Origin of the sequence: Winogradskyella sp. (assembly GCF_003712105.1) — a bacterium.
In the GTDB taxonomy this organism is placed as follows: Bacteria; Bacteroidota; Bacteroidia; order Flavobacteriales; family Flavobacteriaceae; genus Winogradskyella.
Genome location: NZ_RHLG01000007.1, coordinates 42,399 through 66,444 on the forward strand (window position 1 = coordinate 42,399; position 24,046 = coordinate 66,444).

General features: G+C 32.9%; 18 protein-coding genes. 3 read left to right on the forward strand and 15 right to left on the reverse strand.

The features are described from left to right. Positions 1-16: 16 nt before the first annotated feature. From ED556_RS13870 to ED556_RS13915, 10 genes are all read right to left on the reverse strand, one after another. Positions 17-1,339 carry an alkaline phosphatase D family protein gene (locus tag ED556_RS13870; RefSeq protein WP_296325165.1) on the reverse strand — a complete coding sequence of 441 codons (1,323 nt, stop codon included), beginning with the start codon at positions 1,337-1,339 and terminating at the stop codon, positions 17-19. Between the two features lie 87 nt (positions 1,340-1,426). After that, complete coding sequence (locus ED556_RS13875; protein ID WP_366663757.1) at positions 1,427-3,868, reverse strand: TonB-dependent receptor; 2,442 nt, start codon at positions 3,866-3,868, stop codon at positions 1,427-1,429. Continuing rightward, a complete protein-coding gene (locus ED556_RS13880) occupies positions 3,846-5,228 on the reverse strand; it encodes an HTTM domain-containing protein (protein ID WP_296325167.1) in 1,383 nt (460 codons plus the stop codon). Before ED556_RS13880 ends, ED556_RS13875 begins: the two co-directional genes overlap by 23 nt. 63 nt (positions 5,229-5,291) lie before the next feature. Next, complete coding sequence (locus ED556_RS13885) at positions 5,292-6,425, reverse strand: imelysin family protein (RefSeq protein WP_296325169.1); 1,134 nt, start codon at positions 6,423-6,425, stop codon at positions 5,292-5,294. Positions 6,426-6,527: 102 nt separating this feature from the next. Then, positions 6,528-7,745, reverse strand: coding sequence for a DUF4856 domain-containing protein (locus ED556_RS13890; protein ID WP_296325171.1), 1,218 nt, complete (start codon positions 7,743-7,745; stop codon positions 6,528-6,530). Between the two features lie 102 nt (positions 7,746-7,847). Continuing rightward, positions 7,848-8,210 carry a DUF6686 family protein gene (locus ED556_RS13895; RefSeq protein ID WP_296325173.1) on the reverse strand — a complete coding sequence of 121 codons (363 nt, stop codon included), beginning with the start codon at positions 8,208-8,210 and terminating at the stop codon, positions 7,848-7,850. A gap of 12 nt (positions 8,211-8,222) precedes the next feature. Further along, the gene (locus ED556_RS13900; RefSeq protein ID WP_296325175.1) at positions 8,223-10,412 is read right to left on the reverse strand and encodes a PepSY domain-containing protein; all 2,190 of its coding nucleotides are present in this window, start codon (positions 10,410-10,412) and stop codon (positions 8,223-8,225) included. Between the two features lie 24 nt (positions 10,413-10,436). After that, a complete protein-coding gene (locus ED556_RS13905; protein WP_296325308.1) occupies positions 10,437-10,883 on the reverse strand; it encodes a DUF2271 domain-containing protein in 447 nt (148 codons plus the stop codon). Positions 10,884-10,964: 81 nt separating this feature from the next. Beyond that, positions 10,965-12,458, reverse strand: coding sequence for an ankyrin repeat domain-containing protein (locus tag ED556_RS13910; RefSeq protein ID WP_296325177.1), 1,494 nt, complete (start codon positions 12,456-12,458; stop codon positions 10,965-10,967). A gap of 21 nt (positions 12,459-12,479) precedes the next feature. Next, positions 12,480-13,373, reverse strand: a complete 894-nt coding sequence (locus ED556_RS13915; RefSeq protein ID WP_296325179.1) for a DUF6607 family protein — start codon at positions 13,371-13,373, stop codon at positions 12,480-12,482. Positions 13,374-13,456: 83 nt separating this feature from the next. Here ED556_RS13915 and ED556_RS13920 point away from each other — a divergent pair, with 83 nt between their 5' ends. After that, positions 13,457-15,634 (forward strand): TonB-dependent receptor, encoded by a 2,178-nt coding sequence (locus tag ED556_RS13920; RefSeq protein ID WP_296325182.1) that lies wholly within the window; start codon positions 13,457-13,459, stop codon positions 15,632-15,634. An 11-nt stretch (positions 15,635-15,645) separates the two neighbouring features. Beyond that, the gene (locus ED556_RS13925) at positions 15,646-16,317 is read left to right on the forward strand and encodes an HmuY family protein (RefSeq protein ID WP_296325183.1); all 672 of its coding nucleotides are present in this window, start codon (positions 15,646-15,648) and stop codon (positions 16,315-16,317) included. A gap of 185 nt (positions 16,318-16,502) precedes the next feature. Here ED556_RS13925 and ED556_RS13930 read toward each other — a convergent pair whose 3' ends face one another. After that, positions 16,503-17,366, reverse strand: coding sequence for a hydroxymethylglutaryl-CoA lyase (locus ED556_RS13930; protein WP_296325185.1), 864 nt, complete (start codon positions 17,364-17,366; stop codon positions 16,503-16,505). Between the two features lie 192 nt (positions 17,367-17,558). Then, positions 17,559-18,176 carry a LysE family translocator gene (locus tag ED556_RS13935; RefSeq protein ID WP_296325188.1) on the reverse strand — a complete coding sequence of 206 codons (618 nt, stop codon included), beginning with the start codon at positions 18,174-18,176 and terminating at the stop codon, positions 17,559-17,561. An 85-nt stretch (positions 18,177-18,261) separates the two neighbouring features. On the opposite strand from ED556_RS13935, the gene ED556_RS13940 reads away from it, so the two are divergent. After that, complete coding sequence (locus tag ED556_RS13940) at positions 18,262-19,179, forward strand: spondin domain-containing protein (protein ID WP_296325191.1); 918 nt, start codon at positions 18,262-18,264, stop codon at positions 19,177-19,179. On the opposite strand, the gene ED556_RS13945 is transcribed toward ED556_RS13940, so the two are convergent. The 3 genes from ED556_RS13945 to ED556_RS13955 all read right to left on the reverse strand — a co-directional run bounded on the left by ED556_RS13945 (position 19,172) and on the right by ED556_RS13955 (position 24,044). After that, a complete protein-coding gene (locus ED556_RS13945) occupies positions 19,172-20,197 on the reverse strand; it encodes a quinone-dependent dihydroorotate dehydrogenase (protein WP_296325194.1) in 1,026 nt (341 codons plus the stop codon). The two genes, ED556_RS13940 and ED556_RS13945, sit on opposite strands and share 8 nt — an antisense overlap. Before the next feature lie 78 nt (positions 20,198-20,275). Beyond that, positions 20,276-20,788 (reverse strand): ion channel, encoded by a 513-nt coding sequence (locus ED556_RS13950; RefSeq protein ID WP_296325197.1) that lies wholly within the window; start codon positions 20,786-20,788, stop codon positions 20,276-20,278. 142 nt (positions 20,789-20,930) lie between these two features. After that, positions 20,931-24,044: an efflux RND transporter permease subunit gene (locus tag ED556_RS13955; protein ID WP_296325200.1), complete on the reverse strand. Its 3,114-nt coding sequence runs from the start codon at positions 24,042-24,044 to the stop codon at positions 20,931-20,933. Positions 24,045-24,046: the final 2 nt, after the last annotated feature.

Below are 24,046 nucleotides of genomic sequence, written 5' to 3' on the forward strand. Positions count from 1 at the left end.
AGCAAATTTACACATTTTATTTCTTGTAACGTAACTCTTTAGCTTTAATCTTATAATCCCAAACTTTATTGCCATTTTGATCATAAATAGTAAGCATTAATTCTCTGTTTGTACGTTCTCCAGAAACATTTACAATCCCAAAGTTTCTTTTGTAAAATGTCTTGTCTTTTACTTGTAATGTATTGCCTTCATCTCTTGGGCTATGAATCCCTGATGTTAACGGTGAGCACGTAATATCTACTAAAGGATAGGCATCAACTCTTTCCAATCTTGAAATTTCGGTATGATGACGGTCACCACTCATAAATACAACACCCTCAATTTTTTCCTCATTCAACCGTTCAATTAAGCGTTGTCTTTCTTCTGGATAGGTTGCATAATTCTCATACACTGCAGCATCAGAAATGGTTTGCCCACCAATACATACTATTTTAAATGTAGCCTTACTTCCTGTTAATGCATTGATTAACCACTCTAATTGCTCATCTCCTAAATAGGCCTTATTCTTTGTTAATTGACGGTTTGGGTCACGATGATAACGATTATCCATCATAAAAAACTCAACATCGTTCCATAAGAAGTGTGAAGCAATACCACCATTTTTCACCACATTAGTATTAAGGTTACCCCAGTAATCGTTAAATACTTTTTCGGCTATCTCCTTATTTGCATAAGTTGCATCAGAGTCATTTGGACCGTAATCATGATCATCCCAAGTTGCGTAATGGTGTACGTTTGCTAATAGAGGTTGTAATTCTGGCGTTGCTCTTACATGTCGGTATCGGTGTCTAATACCACGTTCTGTTAAAAAATCTGGTGTTCTTAAATACACATTATCACCTAACCACACCATAAAATCTGGTTGCTTTTGGTGAATATTTGTGAATATCTCATAATTGGCACCATATGATGTTCCCGGTCTATCGTCCTTGGTTTCGTTTGCATAGAAACAAGAGCCAATTGCAAAGCTAAAATCTGGCGGATCTGTTCTGTATTGCCATAAGGTTTGCGTTTGAAACTCTAAAGGATAATCTCTGGAAACATATTCGTCATTTATATATAACTTATAGGTATATGTTTTGCCATAGTCAACTTCACTTGGATATAACTTAGCAATAAAGTCATTATCTGAAGTTGTAGTTACCGAATTTGTAAAAAAACTTTTCCCATCAAGTATGTACTCTATTTTCACCACAGCAGATTCTGTAGTCTGTACCCAAACTAAAACTTCCCTAAACCCAGAGTAGCCAAGCATTGGGCCTGACTTTAACAAACGTTCTTGTGCAAGAATTGTAATTGAAAAAAATGATAACAAATAGAGTAGAAAAACACGTTTCATGGTTATGAGTTTTGTTCAAAGTTGATGAATCTTTCACTGAATAAGATTATCAAAATGTTATCTTTTCAGTGATATAAAAATGTGAAATTAAAACTTTATCTGCAAGGTTGTAAACCAATTTCTTGGCGGAGAAGGAATTATTCCAGGACCAGGATAGGCTTCTGCTCGTCTTGTAAAATAGGCGTTATCTAAAAGATTATTAATTCCTGTTTCAAGCTTAAAATTTTTATAAGTATATGATAAGGATACATCTAAAATATCATAAGATGGAATTTCTCCAATAACTCCGGAACTTCCTCCTAATAAAGTACTAGAGTTGCCTGCATCCGAAAACTGCTCTGATAAATATGTGTATTGTATGCTACCTTGTAAATCTTTATAGCCAAATCTAATACCTGTTTTTAGGTTCAATTCTGGTACATATTCTACTTTATTACCAGTGATATCGCCATCAACTAAAAGCGGGTTAGAGCTTGTATACTCTGATTGTATAAAAGAAGAGTTAACAAAGAAATTGAGTTTTATATCTTCATTTTTAATAAACCATTTATTTAAATTAATATCTATTAATGATTCTAACCCATAAATAAACGCGTCTCCAACATTAACTCTACCTAATTTAACTTCATTACCAACAACTGTTTGTACTAAACCTATTCTATCATTATAAAAAAGTCCAAAAGCACTCATATCAAAAGATATAATATTTGATACTCGCCCTCTCACACCTATATCTATGGTCTGTCCTTTTTCATCATTAAGAGGTAAAATAATAAAATTAGGATTTACTAAATTAATATCAGAAAAAGTGACTGACCTATAATTTTGAGAAGCATTTGCATAAAGCTCTACTTTTGGGCTAGGCCTATAACTTGCACCTAAACCAACCAGCACAAACGAACGTTCATTGGTATCGCTAGATAAAACTGTTTCGTTTAAAATTACATTACCAGCTGCATCCAGATTAATTAGTTGAGAAGAACCATCGCTTTCTGTTTTAATGTACTCAAAACGTACACCAGGCGTAATCGATAACTTATCATTTAAGTAAATGATATTTTCTCCAAAAAATGCAATATTTAAATTAGGGTTACTAAAATTAGATTGGTTTTGATAATTGGGAAATAAGTCTGTTTGTAAATCAAAATTTGGGTCAATGCCATCACTTCCTGGACCTTGAATAGATGTATTATCTGCATTATAATACTTTGTCCCTATCAATCCGGTAGAAGACTTTCCAAAGAGTTTGTATTTGGTTAATAAGCGTGCTTCAAAACCAAAATTATTGAATTCGCCTTTTATTAAATCTCTTTCGGCAAAATCATCAGGTATTTCTTGCCTATTGGTCCTAAATCCTAAAGCATTTCGCTCAGCATCAAGACCAAAGAAGTTGAATGTAAAGTTTGTATTCTCTGAAAATTCGTGAGCTACTTTAAAATTGTATAATAGCCAATCTATTTGAAACCAGTTACGTGTACGGTTTCCTTGAAATGGGTCTTGTGCAAACTGACTATCGTTAAGACCACCAGGTTGTTGCACTAAATATCTCAAATAAGTGAGTTCGCCAGATAGCTTAGTTCTGTCAGACAATTGGTAACCTAAATAAGCATAAGCATTTTTAGATTCGAACTGAGAGTTTGGTCTAAAACCATCACCTTTTTTATAATTAAAATAGGTGTAGTAACTAAACTTATCTTTTGTCCCACTTAAGCTTGTAAAATTAGTATACAAGCCAAAACTACCTAATGTATTTCTTGTAATAAACTCAATGGGTTTATTAGGGTTTGGTGATTTTAATTTAAAGTTAATTAGCCCGCCAAACTGTGTTCCATATTGCAATGAAGCGGCACCACGTACCACTTGGATTTGGTCCACGGCTTCAGCTGGTGGCGTGTAGTAACTCTCTGGATAGCCCAAAACATCAGCACTAATATCGTAACCGTTTTGTCTGGTATTAAAATTAGATGTACGGTTTGGGTCCAAACCACGACCTCCAATATTTAATTGTAATCCTGCATCATCATTCTGAAATATATTTAAACCAGCAACTTGGCTATACAATTGTCTTGCATTATTGGTAGCCAAATTAGCCATAGATTGGTCTACAAGAATAACCTCTGTTTTTTTACCAGCATAAATTGCGGTTTCTTCAACATCTCTAAGTCTGGTAAGTTCAAACTCCTCAGCTCTTTTAGCTGAAATTTCTACAGCAGTTAAAACTTCCGCATAAGGTTCTATTGATTGATTTAAAGTTGTGTCGCCATTTACATCCACTGTTACTTCAATTGACTTATATTCAAAAATGAAGAACACTAATGTTATTCTATCTTTATTGGTATTAAACTCATAATATCCATCAGTATTGGTCTTCGCTAAAAGTCCACCTTTCTTATTATAAACTTCGACATTTGCAACAGGTTGTTGCGTTGCTTGATTTTGTATTACACCAGAAACTTTACTCTGTGCAATTGCTAAAACACTTATTAAATAAATAACTAACGTTATACTATAGTCCTTTAATCTCATCATTAAATGGTAATATCCAATCTTTATGTTTAAACGATTCTTTTAATTGATATAAATCTACTTTTGGGTCAATATATCTTTGGCTCATTCGGCCATTAAGAGCTACATGGCAATCCACAAATACTTGTATATTCTCATGGCCTTGGCTTTTAAAATGGTCTCCTAAAAAATGAGCGTATTCGATTATAAAATCTGGTTGAAAACTCATTTGTTTTTCTTGAAACGGTGTAAGAAAATCACTGTTCTCCACATAAAAAAAAGTGTTTGTTTCTGAGTTGACTATCTTAAAATTTGTGTACCCAGCTTTCTCCATAAGCATTACTCGCCAGCTAAAACGATAACCTTCTTCTGTCCAGAATAATTCTTTTGGGTAAAGCGCATATCGCCAAGGCAAAAGTATTTGAACACTAAAAAATACTGCCAATATAGAAAGTATAACACGTTGGCGTTTCGCTACAAATATATCAATCACTTTAACCTCTACAAGACTTTTTGACTGCACTCGAAAAGACAACAGGTTTATAATCTTTTTAAGACCTTTAATAACCTTATTATGAAAACCGGATTCAAAGAAAATTAGAGTAGAAATGATCATGATATACGGAAACATTCCGATAGGGAATAAAACTCTGGTAAATACATGAAATATCACTACCAAAACAAAGGCAAAAGTTCGGGTACGTTTATAAAGGAGCAAAAAGGGAATAGCCAAATCATACAACATTCCTGACCAACTCATCGCAAAATGAAACCAGTCTTTATGCATTAGTGTTTCACCAATAATAGGAATGTCGTATTTAGATGGCAACCATATTTTTAAGGGCATGGCTTTAAATAACCAATCGCTATTTAGCTTCGCCAAACCGGCATATACATAGACTATAGATAGCAATAGTTTTACACTATCAATAGTCCATCTTGGTATTTGGGTATATTCTTTTTTTCTAATGATGTTATCTATAGAGAAGTAAGCATTAGCAGGTAAAAAAATCATTAAAAAACTAAGAATACTTGTAAAGTAGTAATGGTTAAGATAGGTAGTCTTATCCATCAATTCTATATAAGTAAAGCTCAAAAAGAATACAATAATAGCTAAACGATATTTAAAACCTAAAGCCACTAGAAGTGCAGCTAAACCACAAATAAAAAATAAAAGATAGGTGTAATCACCAATTGGTTTTATCCATTCAAAACCAAAATAAGAAAAGTGAAATTTTGGTTGTAGGTAAAGTGTTTCAATCCAGCCTTTAGACCAAAATCTAATAATGCTTGCTAACATCATAATACCAAAACCAATTCTAAAAACCGCCAATGGTGCAGCGTTAGTATTCTGTTTAAAATATGACCTTAGTTCTGTTAACATTAATTGGTTTAAAAAAAAGAGGTTGTCACTGAGACAACCTTCTATTTTTATAATATTACTTTATTAATCACCGTCACTATCTTGAAAATCGATAGCAAAGTCTAAAGCTTGGCGCATATCAACTTTTATTAATGGCACCATAGCTTGCATGATTTCGTAAGTCGCTAAAACTTGAGTGTTGTTATTTTCTATTTCACTTGAAAAATCATTTCCTAAACTATTTATTGATGATCTAACAGCAGAAAATTGACTCTGAATAGCTGTTGCAATATCATCAGAATCCAAGAACTGTAAATATGTGCGTAAAGAAGAGCCTGTAGTTGAACCATTATACGCTCTACCTACAAAAAAGTTTTCTAATGCAGTTAAGGATTCTAATGCCAAAATTTTAGACACGTCTCTTTTATAAAAAGCTTCAACCTTATCAGGGAATATTTGATTTGAAGAGAAAACACCAGCAGGAATCCCAATTTTTTGAGCCCTAAAACCACGTTCATAAGCAAATATGAAGTCATTGGCTATTTTATTAAATGAGCCTGACTGAGAATTTTCTGTGGTAGCAATAAATTGTCCTCGGTAGGTATTTTGCCAGTCATTTAATATTTGGTTATTAAGCGATAACATTCTAGACATCACATCTGTCATGTAAGTAATGTAACCTGCTCCATTAGTATTGGTTGTAAACTTATCTAAAGCTGTAGCATCACCTGTTGCAATACCATGAATCAAATAATCGAATGCAGGAAAACCTTGATCGTTTAAAGAATCTAATAAATCATAAGTCCCAGAGGCAGCATAACCATCTATTTCTGATGCCGAAACAGGATATATATTAAAGTACCATACAAATCCCCTACCTTCATCATTAGCTAGATTGCTAGCAGTCTCAGCAAGACCAATATTAAACAGCTCTACATGTTGCCAAACTCTATATGCTTCTAACCAAGCAGCACTTAAAGCGTCAAGGTTAGTTTGTGTTTGCGAGTTAACAAAATTTGCTCTTGCTACATCCATAGCAGATAACTTTGCTCCTAAATCTTGAAATGCTGGAATAACAATATTATCAGCAACGTTAGTTAACAACTCTGTTCGGTTAAAACCGTCACCGTTGTTATTATTATCTCCACTATCATCTGAGGAACTACATGCTGCAATTACAACACATAAAACCAAACCAAAAATTATTCTTTTTATCATAGTTTTTTTTATACAACAAATGCCATTCACCTTACGAAAATGACATTTGTATTCTTAGTTTTTGCAAATATATAATATTTATTCAATCTAAATAAATACTTTTTATGGTGCAGCTTGTGCCACTGTGAAACTACCAAAACGAGTTGCGATAGCATCAGATATTGTATCTAAAATAGTAGTGTCATTGGCTATATCCCAGAAACCATTACCTTCTAGTAAATCTGCTAAGAATGTATCTACCTCATTTTTAGAAAAATAAGCGCTATTAGAATTTGGTTCACGTGTAAATTGCAAACTGTAAATAAATCCATAGCCTTCAGATAAATCATGAAAACCTGAACCATTATCACCATTTTGGAATGCATTTTTTGCAGATTGTAGATAGTATACTGCTCTTACACCTATTACCTGCGATACTTTTTCTCTTATGATTTCGGCTTGCTCATTACGCACTTCGTAGTTTTTCTCTACAATTGCTGCACGACCTAGTTTTAAAGCATCGTAAATATCCTGAGCAATACCATTAAAATCAGGGTCGTCGTTTACTCTATCTAAGTATTTGTTTAAGAAGCTATCAGAACCTCCAAGACCTTCACCTATATCTACTAATGGTGTAGGAACACTAGAAGCCGTACCAAATAAGTATCCGTATGCTTCATCCCAATCGTGCTCCATATCAGTATAGTTTTTACCTTCAACAAGTATGTCATTATCATGTGCCTCAGTAGTACTTGATAAGAAACCTTCACTGATATAATTGTTAAGCATTTGGTCTACCATTAAAGCACCAATTAAACTCTTATTAAATGCTTGATTAAGTTCTAGACCTTTACCATTAACATAACGTGTAGAACCATCTTGTGCCACACCTTCTTGAATAAATCCTGGGTTACCAGCACTTGCAGCATTTGCCCATGCAGGATATACGTCAGTTACTTGCTCAGCAATCCAACCATCAAAATCGGCTACATTTGAAAGATTAGCAGAACCACCAAAAAAGTCAAAAGAAGCAGCAGTTTTAGTTCTTACAACTTTACTAGTTTCAGCATTTAAAGCAGGGTCAGAGAAGTTATCTCCAGTGTTTGTATACATACCATCTATTTGAGCTTCTGTAAAACTTGGATCTTTTAAGGCATCAATAATTTCTTCTGCCATTCTAATTCTAGTAGTTTGACCACTAAAACTAATTGACGTTTGTCCATTTCTTTGGAATTCGTAAGTTGGTGGAGCAACCACCTGATTTACAGCTGCATCATCATCACTATCGCAAGAGGTAAATAGACCAGCAATTACAATTAAACTTAGAGCAAATTTTTTCATTTTGTTAAATATTTTATTTAGAATTGTTTTAAATAATTTTTCGCAAAAATACACTTCAAGTCTAAACATGCAAAATTTATTTAGACTTATTTTAAATAAATTTTAATTGATTAAAAATTCATAATCAATATCATCTGTTTCAAGATAAAATGATGGGAAAGAATTTTTATGTTGAGTATAATTCAGCAAGAACATTAATTCTTTTATTTCTTGTCTGTTAAACATTATTATTAAATTGTCTTGAGCTGATGGCAAAGGAATTTTTCGCTTTAAAGATGTACATGAGTATTTGTATTCCCAATAGTCTACTTCGATATCATTTATATATTCCTTTAATCTTATAAACTCTTTTGCATTTAATGAAAAAAAGAGATTATTAAAACTTAGGTGGTACGATTTACAGCCAGTACAAAAGTTTAATTCACCACTCTTTACTCTAGCTAATGTTATTATTTCGTCAGGCATATATATCTCAAATTAATAGCAATCCATTTTTATTTGTTCGTTATTTTCAAAAACGCTCAGAGGTTTATTAAGTTTTGATTTGGTTATACTATCTAAAACTTCTAAAACTCCATTTTGCATTGCGATAGAACCACATATCATTATTACGCTGCCATTATCCAAAGCAGAATAAAACAGATCTTGATTTTCTAAAATTAAGTCCTGCACATATATTTCATTTTCCTCTTTTGAATAAGCAACATGAAAACTTGATAATGTTTTTTTATTAAAAGCTGTATCAATAAAACTAGAATATAATTCTAATGATGTTTGAGTACGTCCACCCCAAAATAAATGTGTTTTTACACCTTGAGTATTATTATTAATCATACCCAAGAATGGTGCAATACCTGTACCGTTTGCAATCATTATAACTTCATCAGTATAATTAGGAAAGTGAAAATCTAAATTTCGTTTTAGCCTTGCTCTGACTATATTATTTTCATTCATAGTGTTTAAATAATTAGAACATATACCTTTTTCATGGCGTTTGATACTTAAAACTATCGAATCATTAACCTTACCAACAGAATACAATCGTTCTACATTATCTTCTTCAGGATAAAAGGCAATTAAATCTCCTGATTGAAATTTTAGTCTTTTATTAGGCTTTAATTGAATTATATATGTATCATCGTTATTAGTGTCGGTTTTGCTAACCACACTAAACTGCTTTAGTTGTTTAGATTTGATTTTTGATTTTGGGCGTTTAATTTTTAAGTCTAAATTTTTTGATAATGCCCATTTAGATGCCCAAGTCTTAAACGCTTCAAAGGACTGATTGTTAATTTTAAAAAGTGGTAATAGTGGTATAAAATTATTATGTTTTTGCAAAAAACCATCTACCACAATAGCATACTTACAGAAGTCTGGATACAGTAGAGAACCAAAACCTACTACCGAATAATTAATTATTGAATTTTGCTCTAGGTTTGCCAGCCTGCTTTCAAATTTCTTAGCATTTGAGGGTGCATCACCTTCACCATAAGTAGATGTAAAGACAATAAGGTCTGTTGCCTTTTTATATGCTTTATAATTATCCAAGCTATCTACAAAGACACTCTTGCGCAAATCATTTAAGGCTTCTGCAAATTGCTTAGCAAAAGTGAAGGTATTTCCTGTCTCCGAACCTACAAGAATTACATATTCAGCTTCGTCTTTATCTACTTTATTTTTATAAACTTTTGTATCCTGTTTACGCCTTAAACTCATAGTAAAACCAGAATACATAAAGAATAAGATCGAAATGCAAGACAAGAATAGTACAATTGACCAAATCACTGTTCCTCTTCCTGTATGTAACACAATACTCCAATCTAAAAGTGAGGAAACTAATGGTATAGAAGCATGACTAATAACTTGTCCTGAGTATTGATTAACAAGTACTTCTTTATTCTTTAACCTTAAAACATAATAATCTTCTTCATCCTTTGAAAAAGGAAACTCTAAGCGTTTTAAATCTGAAATTGTATTGTTATTAAAAACTTCAAAGTCTTGGAGTAGAATTCTTTTAGTTTCAAAATTTTCTTCACTAGATATGTGTTGCAGTTTTTCTTCTGGTAATATTGAAAATCGTTCCATAGATAAAAACACACCTGTTAGGGTAATAACAATAATTGGTATGAGTGTATATCTACCTAATTTTACATGATAATCTTGCTCGAAATTCTCTTTAATGATTGGTGCAAACCAACGTTTAAATCCACCTTGACGTTTTGCAATCAAAACTGTACCAGATATAGCTATTAAACATAATAAGAATGATACTAAGCCTATAATAAATCTTCCTGTAGATTTTAAAAATAGTGAACGATGTAGGTTTGTAGCAAACTCATAAATAGGCTTTTTTTGAATTGTTTTGCCTAGAATATCACCATTTATAGGATTGATGTAATATGTTCCACTTTTACCATTTTTATCTACAAGGCTAGCCTTTAGAAAATTATTTGAGTCTTGCTCCAGACTAAGTACTTCGTCATATTTATTTGAGAGTACAGTAATCGTTTTTTCTATTGGTAAATCTCTAGCTTCTCTAATTTCGTAAGAGTAGCTTTGATTTGTAATGGGCTCAAATGCTAATATAATTCCAGTTACAGAAGCTATGAAAATAAAAACTGCTGAAGATAATGCAAGAATATAATGGCTATATCTCCAGATGGACATGGTCATAAACGAAAAGGCTTATTTTTATTGTGGTAACATTCTGACGTAGCGTATAAAACCTTGTCCCTCAAACTTACCATTTACAGATTCTGAAGTCAGTTCAAATTCTACATCATTAGTATAATACTCTTGATCTTCTACAGCTGTTTCAAATCGTATCTTGTACCCGCTATCTATTTTATCATCATCAATTCGTATAGCTGTAATAGAGCGTTCACCACCACTTATTGTAGCACCAGTAATTGCATCTATATCTGCTCTCACTTTGCCTTGAAACTTCCACCACTCAGTTATATCAAAATACCATTCATCGTCATCTCCTAAAACATATAAGGTCTTTTCATATTTTCCTTCTGGATTGATTAATGATATTACTATGTAAGCTCCTTCTCCGGTATAATTAGTCAACTGAATCATACATTTATAAGTCGATGTTTCTGAATCATATGATTTGAAACCATAGAAAGTCATGGTTACAAAAAAGAGAAGCATTACAGATTTTATTTTAATAATAGATGTTTTCATTTTAATGATTTTTCTCGATTGATGAGATTATTTTAAAAAGCTAATGTCAATTTCATTTTTCTGAAGAATTTCATTTTCCATTGCTAAATCGTATACAGATTCTTCAAATTCTGTTTTTACTGTCTTATCTGCACCTTGAGATATTAAATACATTAAAATTTCTTGATTTTTAGCTTTCATTGCAGCTAGATGTAAGGCTGTTAAACCATCTCCATTTTTCTTATTTATATCAATTTCTAACTTGCCAATTCGCTTTAATAATTCAAGATTACTTTTTTCCACTGCTAGGTGATATAAGGTTTTACCATTGCCCTGTGTTTCAGTTAAATCTAAACCTGCTGATTTTAAAACCTCAAATTTTGCCTCGAATGCTTCTGGAGCATTAGCTCTAAATGCGTTAATAAGGTAATACATTAGAGAGTTTCCTTCTTTGTCTTTAACGTTAATATCTCCACCTTTTTCAATAAGAAATTTAACAACATCAGTCTTATTTCTATTCAAGGCTTTTGTCAATGCAGAACGACCGTCGTTATCTTTCTTATTAATATCATCAACATAATTATACAATGTCTTAACAACTTCGATAGAGTTACTATTTGAAGCATTTATAAATGGTGTATAACCTTCGGCATCTTGCTTATTTACATCAATACCTTTATCTATTAAATATTGAATTAACGTTAGGTCCTTACTTCTGTAAGCTATATTGTGTAATGGGTTTCTACCTTCAGCACCAACTACATTGATTTTAAGACCTTTATTTTCCAAAAACTTGTAAACTTCAATAGTATTTTGCTTACCTCTAGTTCCTTGGCTTGCCATTATTATTGCATTTCCACCTACATTATTAGATTTTTTGTAAGTAATTCCTTTGTTGATAAGCTGTTGTAGGAAATCTAAATTTCCTCCTTTAGCTGCATAATTAAAAATGCCATTGCCGTTATTATCAGTTGTATTAAGGTCTGCACCTTTGGAAATAAAGTAATCAACTAACTCAAAATTATTTAGGAATGGAGCAACTAATAATAAGGCATTGGCACCATTATGGCTTTTCTCTTTAGTAATATCGGCTCCATGTTTAAAAATAAAATCGTACAATTTTGCATTCAATTGACCAGTAGTTGCTGCAAAATTTAAAACAGAATATCCATGACTATCAACAATATCGGTTTTGGCACCCTTATCAACCAAATATTGCATCATCTCTATATTATCTTTATAAGCTGCCCAGAAAATATAGGTTCTACCATCATGAGTTAATTTGTTAACACCATTATCTTTTTTATCAAGCAGATATTTTATTGTGGCATTATCTGTTTTTTCTATTAATGCCCATGATACTGCATCAAATGCGTTGGAGTTAAGAGAAGTAATATCATTACCTTGAGCGATATGTTTCTCTATAGTTTCAACCGAAGGGTTTTGTTTCCAAAATTTCCTATCATGAAAAATATTTGATTCTTGGGCAAAAAGAGGAATTGAAATTATAGTACTTAAAAAAAGTATAACAACACTTTTCATTTTCATAGCTTTAGGAATTATCTATTTCTTTACAAAAGATTCAATAACATCATTTATTTCTGTAGCATCTACCATCTCATCGTCAAACAGATATTTATAAAGTACTTTATTATCTACTTTACTTTCCAAGCTTAAAGTCTGTTTGCGACCATAAACATCATCCCATTTTGTGCGAACAATTTCCCATTTATCGTAATGCTTTTTCCACCAGTCTTGTGCAGCTTGGCATTTACTATCATCAACTTTTTTGTAAGTGCTGTACCCTTTTTCATCTGCAATTACAATATCTTCTTTACCAGATTCGCGGACAACTTTTTTATTATCTTGATCATGAACCCATCCATAATCCGTTATCTCATGACGGTTGCCACGTAAGGTTATGTTGTAATCACTTCGTTTAGTGTACTCACGCCTTGGAAGTGGTGCAGTAGTTGTATTCTCCCAGTAGCTTTTTCCATCTATATGTATCCACGTTCCAGAACCTTCATAACGTGGGCTATCATCTACCTGAAATACTTTTTGGGTCCATTGACCATCTACATCAGATTTACTTTTGGTTTCAAATAACCATTCGTTATCTCCATTGTAAGTATATAAATCTGTGTTTTCGTATAACCAATCTTGTCGCCAATGCTTTATTATGTGTGGTCCAGCTTGTAAAATATGCTGTATGGATACTTTATTTTTTTCATCTACTACCAGTTGTCCCCATTCCAAGCCCTTGGTTTGATAGATTTTCGAGGGTCTATATAATGAATCTTGATTGTAGCTAAAAGTTTCAGCAAAGTTGAATTTAATTTCGAAGCAACCGCACATTTCCTTTATAGCTGCCCGGTCTTGTTTCAATTTCTTCTGTCCATGAGTTATAAATGTTCCAAAGGTCAGAATTACTAGAAATGAAAGTGTTGATTTCATGTTGTAAATATTTATTCGATTTCTTTAATCTTATTTAGATTGAATTAAAATAACTTATATATTTGCAGCAAATTTAATCAAGAATGATTCTAAATAAAAATTATTTAACGATTTATTTCTCATTGTTAATTTCAATTTTATCTACTGCTCAAGTTGAAAAGCCAAAAGATTCAACTGAAGCCGAGAAACTAGATCAAGTCTTGATTACTGCAACAAGAACCGTAAGGCAGTTATCTTCTGTTCCTCTTCCTGCTCAAATAATTACCAAAAAAGAGCTTCAGAATATCAATTCAATAAGACTATCAGATATTCTAGAGGAACAAACTGGTCTAATTATAGCTGCGGAATTAGATGGTACAGAAGGTATACAAATGCAAGGGCTAAGCTCTCAATATATACTTATACTTATAGATGGTGTTCCATTGGTTGGCCGTTCATTTGGAGCCTTAAACCTTAATCGTATTAGCGTTGGAAACATTAAACAAATTGAAGTTATAAAAGGTGCATCTTCTAGCCTTTATGGTAATGAAGCTTTAGGTGGAGTAATAAATATTATTACCGAAACTCCAAAATCTGGATTTAATGGTGATGTTAATTACAGAGGTGGAAGTTTTAATACACACGATACTGGCATAAACCTTAATTTCAAAAAAGAAAAATTTGGTATAACTACTTTTTTTAATAGAAATAGTAGTGGCGGATACGACTTGGACGAATCTACACCTCAAAATACAATTGACCCATTTACAAGTTATACATTTAATAGTAATATTAATTATAAAGTTTCTGACAAAACAGAATTACTTTTATCCGGAAGATATTACTATCAATTTCAAGATAATGTTGCTTTAAATGATGAATTTATAGGCGAAAATTCTCTGAACGAATGGAATATAAATTTACGTACTGAACACGAATTTAACACTAAATGGAAAAGCTATTTAGAACTTTACGGAAGTCAGTACATAACTGATGATATTTCTACAAGCGATATTACAGGCGAAACATTACGTAATGACTTTGATCAGCGCTTTTTACGTCCTGAGTTGCGCACAACTTACAAACCTAATGATAATAGTGAGTTTATTTTTGGTGTAGGTATTACCAATGAAAGGTTAGAACGTTCATTATTTTCTACAACTCCTGAGTTTAATGCGCCTTATGTCTATACTCAATATGATGGTAATATTTCAGATAAATTAAACATCATTCTTGGAGCTCGTTTTGATGCACATAATGTGTATGAATCTCAATTTAGTCCAAAAGCAGCCATACAGTATAAAATTAGTGATAAGATTTCTGTAAAAGGTTCTGTTGGATATGGGTATAAAGCTCCAGATTTTAGGCAACTTTATTTAGACTTCACTAACGCTGCTGCTGGAGGTTATACAGTTCTTGGATATAATGAAGTACCTCGAAGACTTCAAGAATTATTCGAACAAAATTTACTCAACTTTTCAACCATGCCTAATGGTCAAGAATTTTCCAATGCTGAAAAGCAACAAGAAATTAATCTCATAACATCAAATTTTAATAGTGATTTGAAAGCTGAAAGTTCTATTAACTTCAACTTAGGATTTGATTTTAAAATAAATAACAATCTAAAATTTAATGTCAACGGTTTTAGGAACAACATAACTAATCTTATACAGGTTTTAGTTGTTAGATCTGCTGGTCTTGGAACAGTTACCGACAGACCTCAACTTATAGGTAGAGATAATGGACAAAATGTTTTCTCTTATGAAAACAGGGATGAAGTTTATACACAAGGTATAGAAGTAAATGCGGAATGGAAAATAAACAATAATTTCAGGCTTAGTGGTGGTTATCAACTACTATATGCATATGATAAAGAAGACCTTGAGAGACTTGATAATGGTTTGGTTTTCGTTAGAGATCCTAATACTCAAGTAGATTTTAGAATAGGTAGAAGTGATTACATTGGTTTGCAAAATACATCACGTCATAATGCCAATTTAAAACTCTTTTATACGGCTCCAGAGATTGACTTAGACGCTAATATAAGAGCAACTTACAGAAGTCAATTTGGTTTAGGTGATACAAATGGCAATGGACTTATAGATCGTTTTGATTTAGTCCTAATTGACCCTCAAACAATTGTTGACTTAGCTATAAATAAAGCTTTTTTCAAAAATTACAGATTAGGAATTGGTGTGGATAACATATTTGATTTAACAGATAATCAGACACCTAATATTCCTGGTCGAATATTATATGGAACACTAAATATCAATTTTTAAATAAATAACAAATGAAGAAGTTTAAATTTTTTTCAATTATAGCTCTAGTGCTATTTTCCTTCTTGTCATGTAGTGATGACGATGATGGGCCAAATTTAGTACCAATTGAAGCTGATCAAGTTACCAACCTTTTTGCTCCAATTACAAATCCTCCAGGACCTCCAGGTCCACCTGCTCCAGATGAAGGTGATTTTACAAAGTTTGATTTCGCAACTGGTGCTGTAACTACAAGTGATACTGAATGGGATATTGCTTTTAGAAGTACAGCTATTATTGTAAATGGCGGTGTTTCTTCTGGTGCTAATGACGAGCCAGACCGTAATGGAAATGCTGCAGCATACTTCATTGATGAGCCTTTCCAAGATGTAAATGAAGTAAACACATCAAGCTTTGTACAAGATTCTCAAGCTAGCTATGCTATTATTCGTCAAAGTGATATGGGATGGTATAATTATAGTGGGTTTAATAATAATCCACCAATACCAACTGTAGATAATATTATTAGACCTCTTGCAGGTCGCACGCTAGTGTTTAGAACTCGCGATGGGAAATTTGCAAAAGTTCAGATTTTAAGCTATTACCAAAACAACCCAAATCCAATTAACAGCTTTACTGACGTACCTAGATATTACACATTTAACTATGTATATCAACCAAATGATGGTGTAACTACATTCGAATAAGTTAATTGGAGTTTAATAAAAAAGGGCTTTAGAGAGAGTTTATTTTTTCTAAAGCCTTAATATTTTTCATATGCTAAAACTAAAATTAATAGCAAAGCGTATTTTAATACTTTTCGTTAGCTTAATTATTGCCTCAATACTAGTAACATTATTGTATTTAAGTATTTGAGTTTTGCACTAGAATACTAGTGATAAAAATTGAAGATTTTACTGGCTTCGTTATAAGCACTTTCAAAAGCTATGGCATTTAAGTCGTGTGCTTTGTGCTGAGTAAGGTAAGATAACACACGTTCTGTAGGCATATTTCCAGTGAGTTCGTCTTTAGCCATTGGGCAACCACCAAATCCCTGAATTGCACCATCAAAACGACGGCATCCTGCTTTGTAAGCTGCATCAACTTTTTCGTGCCATGTGGTTGGTGTTGTATGTAAATGCGCACCAAATTCTATTTCAGGATATTTTGGAATAAGATTAGAGAATAGATAAGTAATATTTTCTGGGTTAGAGCTTCCTATGGTATCACTCAAAGATAGAATCTTTACTCCCATTTTTGCTAGTTTTTCAGTCCACTCGCCTACTATATCAACATTCCATGGGTCTCCATAAGGATTTCCAAAGCCCATTGAGATATACACTACAACTTCTTTGTTAGTCTTATTTGCTATCTCTAAAATTTCGTTTAATGTGATAACCGATTGTGCTATAGTCTTATGCGTATTACGCATCTGGAAATTCTCGGAAATTGAAAATGGAAACCCCAAATAATCAATTTGAGGGTGTTTTGAAGCGTCATCTGCTCCACGAGTATTCGCTATAATTGCTAGCAACTTACTTTTTGTTTCGCTCAAGTCTAATTGTGATAGAACTTGTGCTGTATCTACCATTTGAGGTATGGCTTTTGGCGACACAAAACTCCCAAAATCAATGGTATCAAAACCCACACGTAATAATGACTGAATGTACTGTACCTTTTTCTCAGTAGGAATAAAATCTTTGATACCTTGCATGGCATCTCGAGGACATTCAATAACTTTTACTGGGTTTTTCACACGTTTAAATTTTAATAATTACATGACTATTAGTTAATTATAAAATTAAGAACGTGTGTAATCACTCATTACATTCGTTCTCTTATTAAAAATTTCAAACATTCACGGTTGTGATTATATTTTTAAAATTTATTAATACTCGTTTCATTAGCGTAAAGATATAATTAATAGGACGAATTCCTAGCTCATAAATTACAGTAATATAAATACCGCTATCCCTATAAAAACTACAATCTGTAACCACTTTAAAACCAGACCAGAATTCTTATTATTAAGAATAAAAGACCTCACTATTCCTGCTAAAAGGGCAATAGAAGAAAATACAGTTGCTGATACTAAAATAAAAAGACCTCCAAGTATATAAAATTGTAAGACCTTACTCATATCATCACTGAATAAAAATGCGGGAAAAAATGCTAAAAAGAAAATCGTAACCTTCGGATTGAGGACATTCATGAAAAACCCTTGAACAAATAGTTGAAGCTTGGTTTTTTTTGGAGAGTCACTTTCGTCGATACTTATTTTTCCATCAGATTTAAATACTCTATAAGCCAAATACAACAAATATATGGCACCAAGTATTTTGATAATTAAAAATATGGTGTCGTTATCTCTAATCAATGCTGAAACACCAAATGCTAATAAAGATGTATGAATAATACATCCTGTCATTAAGCCTGCCACTGTAGAAAGCGCATGCCACTTACTATTGGTTAAACTCTGAACCAATACAAAAATATTATCCGGGCCTGGAGAAATGGCCAAAGCCGCAGTAGCAGAAGCAAATAGTAGAAGCGTTTCGTAGTTCAAAATAAAAATTTATCAAATCTATAAATTTTGTGTAAGTAATAACAAATCATTACGTCTATCAATTATAAATCAAACCTATCAGTCAATGAAAAAACTTTTACTCCTACTTTTTTTACCTAGTATTGTAATTACTCAAACCTCTGTAAATTACGAAATCACATTCCAAAGTGTATGGAATGCTGGTCACCATGGCACATTACCTGGAAGTGCACATTGGTCTGATTTTGTTGGTGCTACGCATAATGACCAAATCACATTTTGGGAAATTGGTGGTTTTGCGTCTCCTGGAATTGAAGATGTTGCTGAGTTAGGTCAAAATACAGATTTCTTTAATGAAGTCAATGAGGCTATCAATCCTTTAGTTGGAAGCCCAACAGCAGACCAGTGGTTACAACAAGGGTTTTCTCCTTTTGCCGCTATTAGTTCATCGACTTTAATGACAGTGAATGTGCATGAAGATTTTCCTTTAATAACACTTGCAACTATGGTAGCACCAAGTCCTGATTGGTTTTCGGGAGTTAGTGGATATTCTTTAAAAAATCCTGATGGCTCATGGAAAACTACTCATAGTGTACCTGTATTTGTGTACGATGCTGGTACCGAAGATGGTATGGCATATAGTTTGAGTAACGCAGCGACAAGCCCTCATGTAGCGATATCAGTAAGAAATATGTTTTTGTTTAATGGCGTGTATTCTCAAGGTGATGAAAAGGTAGGTGATATTACATTTACATTACTATCCCAACTAGATGTTGAAGATTTTGAAAATCTCAAATCGGTTACAATTAGTCCTAATCCTACTAATGGTTTAACAACAATTTCTAATTTAAATAGAATTGCAAATTCATTAGATATTTACGACATCTTAGGAAAGCGTGTACATACGCAATCCATTGAAAACTTAGATAGTGTAGACCTTGATTTACATCTAAAGTCTGGCATTTACCTTGTGAATATTAAGTCAGATTCTGGTGTAGAAAGTAGAAAGCTAATTATTAACTAGCAGTAGTATTTAAAAGCGCCTTATTAATAGATTTTACGAGTCTCGGACCTTCGTAGATAAATCCTGTATACAACTGTACTAAGTCTGCTCCTGCTTCTAGTTTTTCTATAGCATCTTTAGCCGAATGTATGCCTCCTACTCCAATTATTGGAAACGCTTTGTTACTTTTTTCTACCAAAAACCTAATAACTTCAGTAGACTTTTTAGTCAATGGTTTACCACTTAGGCCTCCTACTTCATCCCTATTTTTGCTTTGCAATCCTTCTCTTGAAATGGTTGTATTTGTAGCGATTACACCATCAATTTTAGTTTCAGAAACAATAGCAATAATATCCAGTAATTGCCCTTCGGTTAAATCGGGAGCAATTTTTAATAAGATTGGTTTTGTTTTCGGGCGTTTAAAATTAAGAGCCTGTAATTCTCTAAGTAAATGCGTTAGTGGCTCTTTGTCTTGTAACGCTCTTAAGTTTGGAGTGTTTGGAGAACTTACGTTGACCACAAAATAATCTACATAGTCATATAAAGCATCAAAACAAAGCTTATAATCTTCTACAGCAGAATCATTTGGAGTCACTTTATTTTTACCAATATTTCCACCTATTAAAACGCCTGAGTTTTGTTTTAATCGATCCACTGCCTTAAATACGCCACCATTATTAAAGCCCATTCTGTTGATTACTGCATTATCTTCTTTAAGACGAAAGAGTCGTTTTTTAGGGTTTCCGGATTGAGGCTTGGGTGTTAATGTGCCGATTTCTATAAAACCAAAACCAAAGTTTGATAGTTCATTATAAAGCTTAGCATCTTTATCAAAACCCGCTGCCAATCCTACTGGATTTTTAAAAGTTAAACCAAAAAGTTCTCTTTCTAAGGATTTATGTTCTACAACATAACGGCTTCTGAACATACCTTTGAATCCGGGAATTTTAGTAAAAAAACGAATTAATGAAAACGTAAGATGATGTACTTTTTCTGGATCTAGTAAGAATAAAAATGGTCGGATTAGTATTTTGTACATGTCTTCCTAATTGCTATGCAAAAATAAGAATCCTAATATTTATTTACCCGTATAAAATGCCTAAGATTATAGTTTTTTTTAAGAAGAATGTTTAATGTATTTTTCAACGACAACAGCCGTTATAATTACTAAATAAAATTGCCCCATAAGACCTACTAATATAGCTGCTTTTTGGGCTACTGGAATTGTAGGTACAATTTCGCCATAACCTATTGTTAGCAAAGTTATATAGGCATAATATAATATGCCATCAGATTTTAAAGTAATATCATTGGTTTCCATTAAAGCACCAACAAAAGCGCCTGGATTAGTCAATTCGATAGACATAAATAAAAAGAATGCTAAGAATCCTAATGATATATAGCCACTCATTAAACCCATAATTACATTTTTTGTAACCCGCTCTGCCTGCCATACCTGTTTAATTATATTCCAAGCTACTGTTATATAAAAGATGAAATAAATTGAAAGTCTTATAAGTATGTTCTCTGTATTCTGTCGTCTAGATATCATCTCAAAACCAAACGCAAATGCAGAGATTACAAACAATACTATAAAAAACCACGTTAATTTTTTATTCTTAGAAATCATTAATATTCCAGCCGCAATACTAACTAGATAAAAAAGCGGTAATAGAACGAATTCGTAAAATTCTATCGGAAAAAATAATGACCCAAATAGAATTGTTAATTGTGTAATTAAAAAAATCTCAAATCGTAGACTATATAATCGGTTAATCATCCAATAATTGTTCATTAAATTCATAACCTTTATAACTTACTTTATATAAAGCACTGTACAAAGATGGAATAAAAAGTAAGGTTATTATAGTACCAAACAATAATCCAATCATAATACTAACTGCCATACCTTCCCACATTTCACCACCAGAAATATATAAAGGTACTAAACCAAGTACTGTAGTAAATGTAGATAATAAAATAGGCCTAAAACGTTGCAAACAAGCAGCAATAACTGCATCTTGATCGGTTCGTCCTGCAGTGAGCTCTACTTCCATACGATCAATAAGTACAATGGCATTATTTATTACAATACCTGCTAATGAAATCACTCCCAAAAACGGCATAAATCCAAATGGCTCTTGAAATGTAAGCAACCCAATAACTACTCCAATAATTCCAAGCGGAATAGTTAATACAACCATTGTCATCTTTCGAAATGAATTAAACTGAATAATAAGTAGAAGTACAATAATAAAACCTGAAATTGGCAAATAACCAATAATTGGGCCCATGTTATCAGCAGTTTGTTGAGCATCACCTCCTAAAGAATATGTGTATTGATCTGGCCAAACATCGGCAGCTTGTTCTTCTAACCATGGCGTCATAATTGCCATTGTTGCAGCAGCATTTCCTTCTTCACGTAACTCACTACTTACATTAATTGTACGATCTAAATCTAACCGCTTAATCTTTGCATATTGCCATTGAGGTACAATATTAGCCACCTGAAGTAAGGGAACACTTTTACCGCTATTTTGAGAGTAAATATTCAAAGTTTCTAAAGAAGCCAAAGATTGTTGTTGACTTTCGCCACTTCGCATTAATATAGGAATAGACTTATCATTTTCACGATACTCACCTGTTTGAAATCCGTCTAATACCGTTTGCAATGAGGTAGCTATATCCGAACTTGTTATGCCTGCACTTTGCGATCTGTTTTGGTCAATCTCAATAATAAACTTCTTACTTTTTGGTCCCCAATCATCTTTTACATTCTTAGTAGTTGCATCTTGGGATAATTTTAATTTCACTTGTTCGGCTAGGCTAGAAAGTACATCTGGATTTGGACCTGAGACTTTAATCTCAATTGGCGTTCCGCCGCCACCAGCAGCAAGAAAACCCACTTTAATATCGGCATTTGGAAAATTTTGGAAAGTATATGCGTCTAAGCGTTCAACCATATCTGCATTTTCATTAAATGAAGATGTATTAACTAGTATATGAGCGTAATTTGAGTTGGCTTCGTCCGGCGAGTAACCTAAATCATAAGACTCAGGGCCTTCACCAATATAAGACGACCAATTAAGAATGCCTTTTTCACGTTTATCATTAACTCTTAATGAGTCTTGCATATAGCTTTCAATCTTCCTAACAACTTCAGTAGTACGTTCTATTTTATTTCCTTCAGGAAGGTTAATGTCAATAGTAATCATATTACGGTCACTATCTGGAAAAAAGATAAATGGAATTGAACCAAAGCCAAAAAGTGAAATAAAGAATGCCACAAAGATTCCAATAATTATTTTGTATTTATGGCGCAAAGCCACTAAAATTAAATCCTTGTAATACCGCTTGGCTGAAGCAATAATTCTATCAACTATCCCCGGTTTTTTCTGCCCTTTAGGTTCCACTTTTAAGAACATATAGCAAAACATGATAATTACAGTTAATGCAATTAACCAAGATGATAACAGTGCAATAGATATAACCACAAATATTGGCCCAACGATATCTCCCATTGTAGTTGGTGACAAATAGAATGCTAAGAAAGCTGCAGAAGTTGTTAGAGTTGAAATTAAAAGTGGCATCCATAGCTCGGAAAAGGCTTCGATGGCAGCCTTATACTTTTCTTCGCCTTGTTCTAATTTAACCATTATAGTTTCAGCAACCACAATAGCATTATCTACTAACATTCCCAAAGCCATTATTAATGCTGCCAATGTTACTTGGTTTAATCCAATATTTATAATACCCATGATCATAAGAGTCATAATGGTTACAATTGGTATTAAACTAGCAATAACGAATCCTGTGCGCATCCCTAAAAAGATGAGCATAACTATTAATACAATAGTAATAGATTGTATTAGGTTTACCATGAAATCGCTAACTTTAAAATCGATATAATCATCTAGAGAGGAAACCCTAGTAAGTTCTAATCCAATAGGTAATTTAGATTGCCATTGTGCCACAACCTCATCAACTGCAACACCTAGATATACAACATTTTTGTTTTCTTTTAAATTAACATGAAGGGAAATAGCTTCTTTGCCATCCACACTTACAATTTGAGATGGTGGATCTATATAACCTTGAGTTATTGTTGTAATATCTCCTAATTTTACTGATTGAGAACCATTACCAACTGCGATAAGCATATTACGAATATCTTCAACTGAATTGAAGTTTCCGGTAGGTTCTAAAATGATACGCTCATCTCCAACATTTACTTGACCTCCAGAATTTAAAATATTGGTTGAGGCAATAGTTTGTTGTAATCTTGATGCCGAAAGGCCGTATTCCTTTAATCTTGTATTATCAAATTCAACAAACACACGCTCTTCTTGCACACCTCCTAATTCTACTTTAGCGGCATCTTGTAGTTTTATTAAATCATCTTTAATGTCATCGGCATAATCTTTCATTTCAGCATAGCTATAACCATCTGACGTTAAACCTACCACTATACCATAAACATCCCCAATGCCATCATCATCTAAATTTGGTCTTACGCCGTCTGGAAGACCTTGTATAGCATTAAGTTTTCTTCTAAGCCTATCCCAAACCGATTGCATTTTTTCTGGTGCAACTTCATCTTTAAGAGTCACTTTCACTACAGACAATCCTGTTCGAGAGGTACTTGTTACTTCATCTAATTCTGGAAGCTCTTGTGCTACCTTTTCAACTTTATCTGTTACCAAGAGTTCTACACGTTCTGGGCTTGCACCAGGGAATTGAGATACCACTGTGGCAACACGAACTGTATATGGCGGCATGCTATCTTGAGACAACTTAAAATACATATTAATTCCAAGAAGAATAATAGTACCCAAAACCATAAAAGTAATCCGGTTTTTGTCGATTGAGAATTTTGCTAAATTCATAG

Bases quoted from the DNA above. Each gene is read 5' to 3' on its own strand.
- ED556_RS13870 (WP_296325165.1), bottom strand. From the start codon at position 1,339: ATGAAACGTGTTTTTCTACTCTATTTGTTATCATTTTTTTCAATTACA.
- ED556_RS13875 (WP_366663757.1), bottom strand. From the start codon at position 3,868: ATGATGAGATTAAAGGACTATAGTATAACGTTAGTTATTTATTTAATA.
- ED556_RS13880 (WP_296325167.1), bottom strand. From the start codon at position 5,228: ATGTTAACAGAACTAAGGTCATATTTTAAACAGAATACTAACGCTGCA.
- ED556_RS13885 (WP_296325169.1), bottom strand. From the start codon at position 6,425: ATGATAAAAAGAATAATTTTTGGTTTGGTTTTATGTGTTGTAATTGCA.
- ED556_RS13890 (WP_296325171.1), bottom strand. From the start codon at position 7,745: ATGAAAAAATTTGCTCTAAGTTTAATTGTAATTGCTGGTCTATTTACC.
- ED556_RS13895 (WP_296325173.1), bottom strand. From the start codon at position 8,210: ATGCCTGACGAAATAATAACATTAGCTAGAGTAAAGAGTGGTGAATTA.
- ED556_RS13900 (WP_296325175.1), bottom strand. From the start codon at position 10,412: ATGTCCATCTGGAGATATAGCCATTATATTCTTGCATTATCTTCAGCA.
- ED556_RS13905 (WP_296325308.1), bottom strand. From the start codon at position 10,883: ATGACTTTCTATGGTTTCAAATCATATGATTCAGAAACATCGACTTAT.
- ED556_RS13910 (WP_296325177.1), bottom strand. From the start codon at position 12,458: ATGAAAAGTGTTGTTATACTTTTTTTAAGTACTATAATTTCAATTCCT.
- ED556_RS13915 (WP_296325179.1), bottom strand. From the start codon at position 13,373: ATGAAATCAACACTTTCATTTCTAGTAATTCTGACCTTTGGAACATTT.
- ED556_RS13920 (WP_296325182.1), top strand. From the start codon at position 13,457: ATGATTCTAAATAAAAATTATTTAACGATTTATTTCTCATTGTTAATT.
- ED556_RS13925 (WP_296325183.1), top strand. From the start codon at position 15,646: ATGAAGAAGTTTAAATTTTTTTCAATTATAGCTCTAGTGCTATTTTCC.
- ED556_RS13940 (WP_296325191.1), top strand. From the start codon at position 18,262: ATGAAAAAACTTTTACTCCTACTTTTTTTACCTAGTATTGTAATTACT.
- ED556_RS13945 (WP_296325194.1), bottom strand. From the start codon at position 20,197: ATGTACAAAATACTAATCCGACCATTTTTATTCTTACTAGATCCAGAA.
- ED556_RS13950 (WP_296325197.1), bottom strand. From the start codon at position 20,788: ATGATTTCTAAGAATAAAAAATTAACGTGGTTTTTTATAGTATTGTTT.
- ED556_RS13955 (WP_296325200.1), bottom strand. From the start codon at position 24,044: ATGAATTTAGCAAAATTCTCAATCGACAAAAACCGGATTACTTTTATG.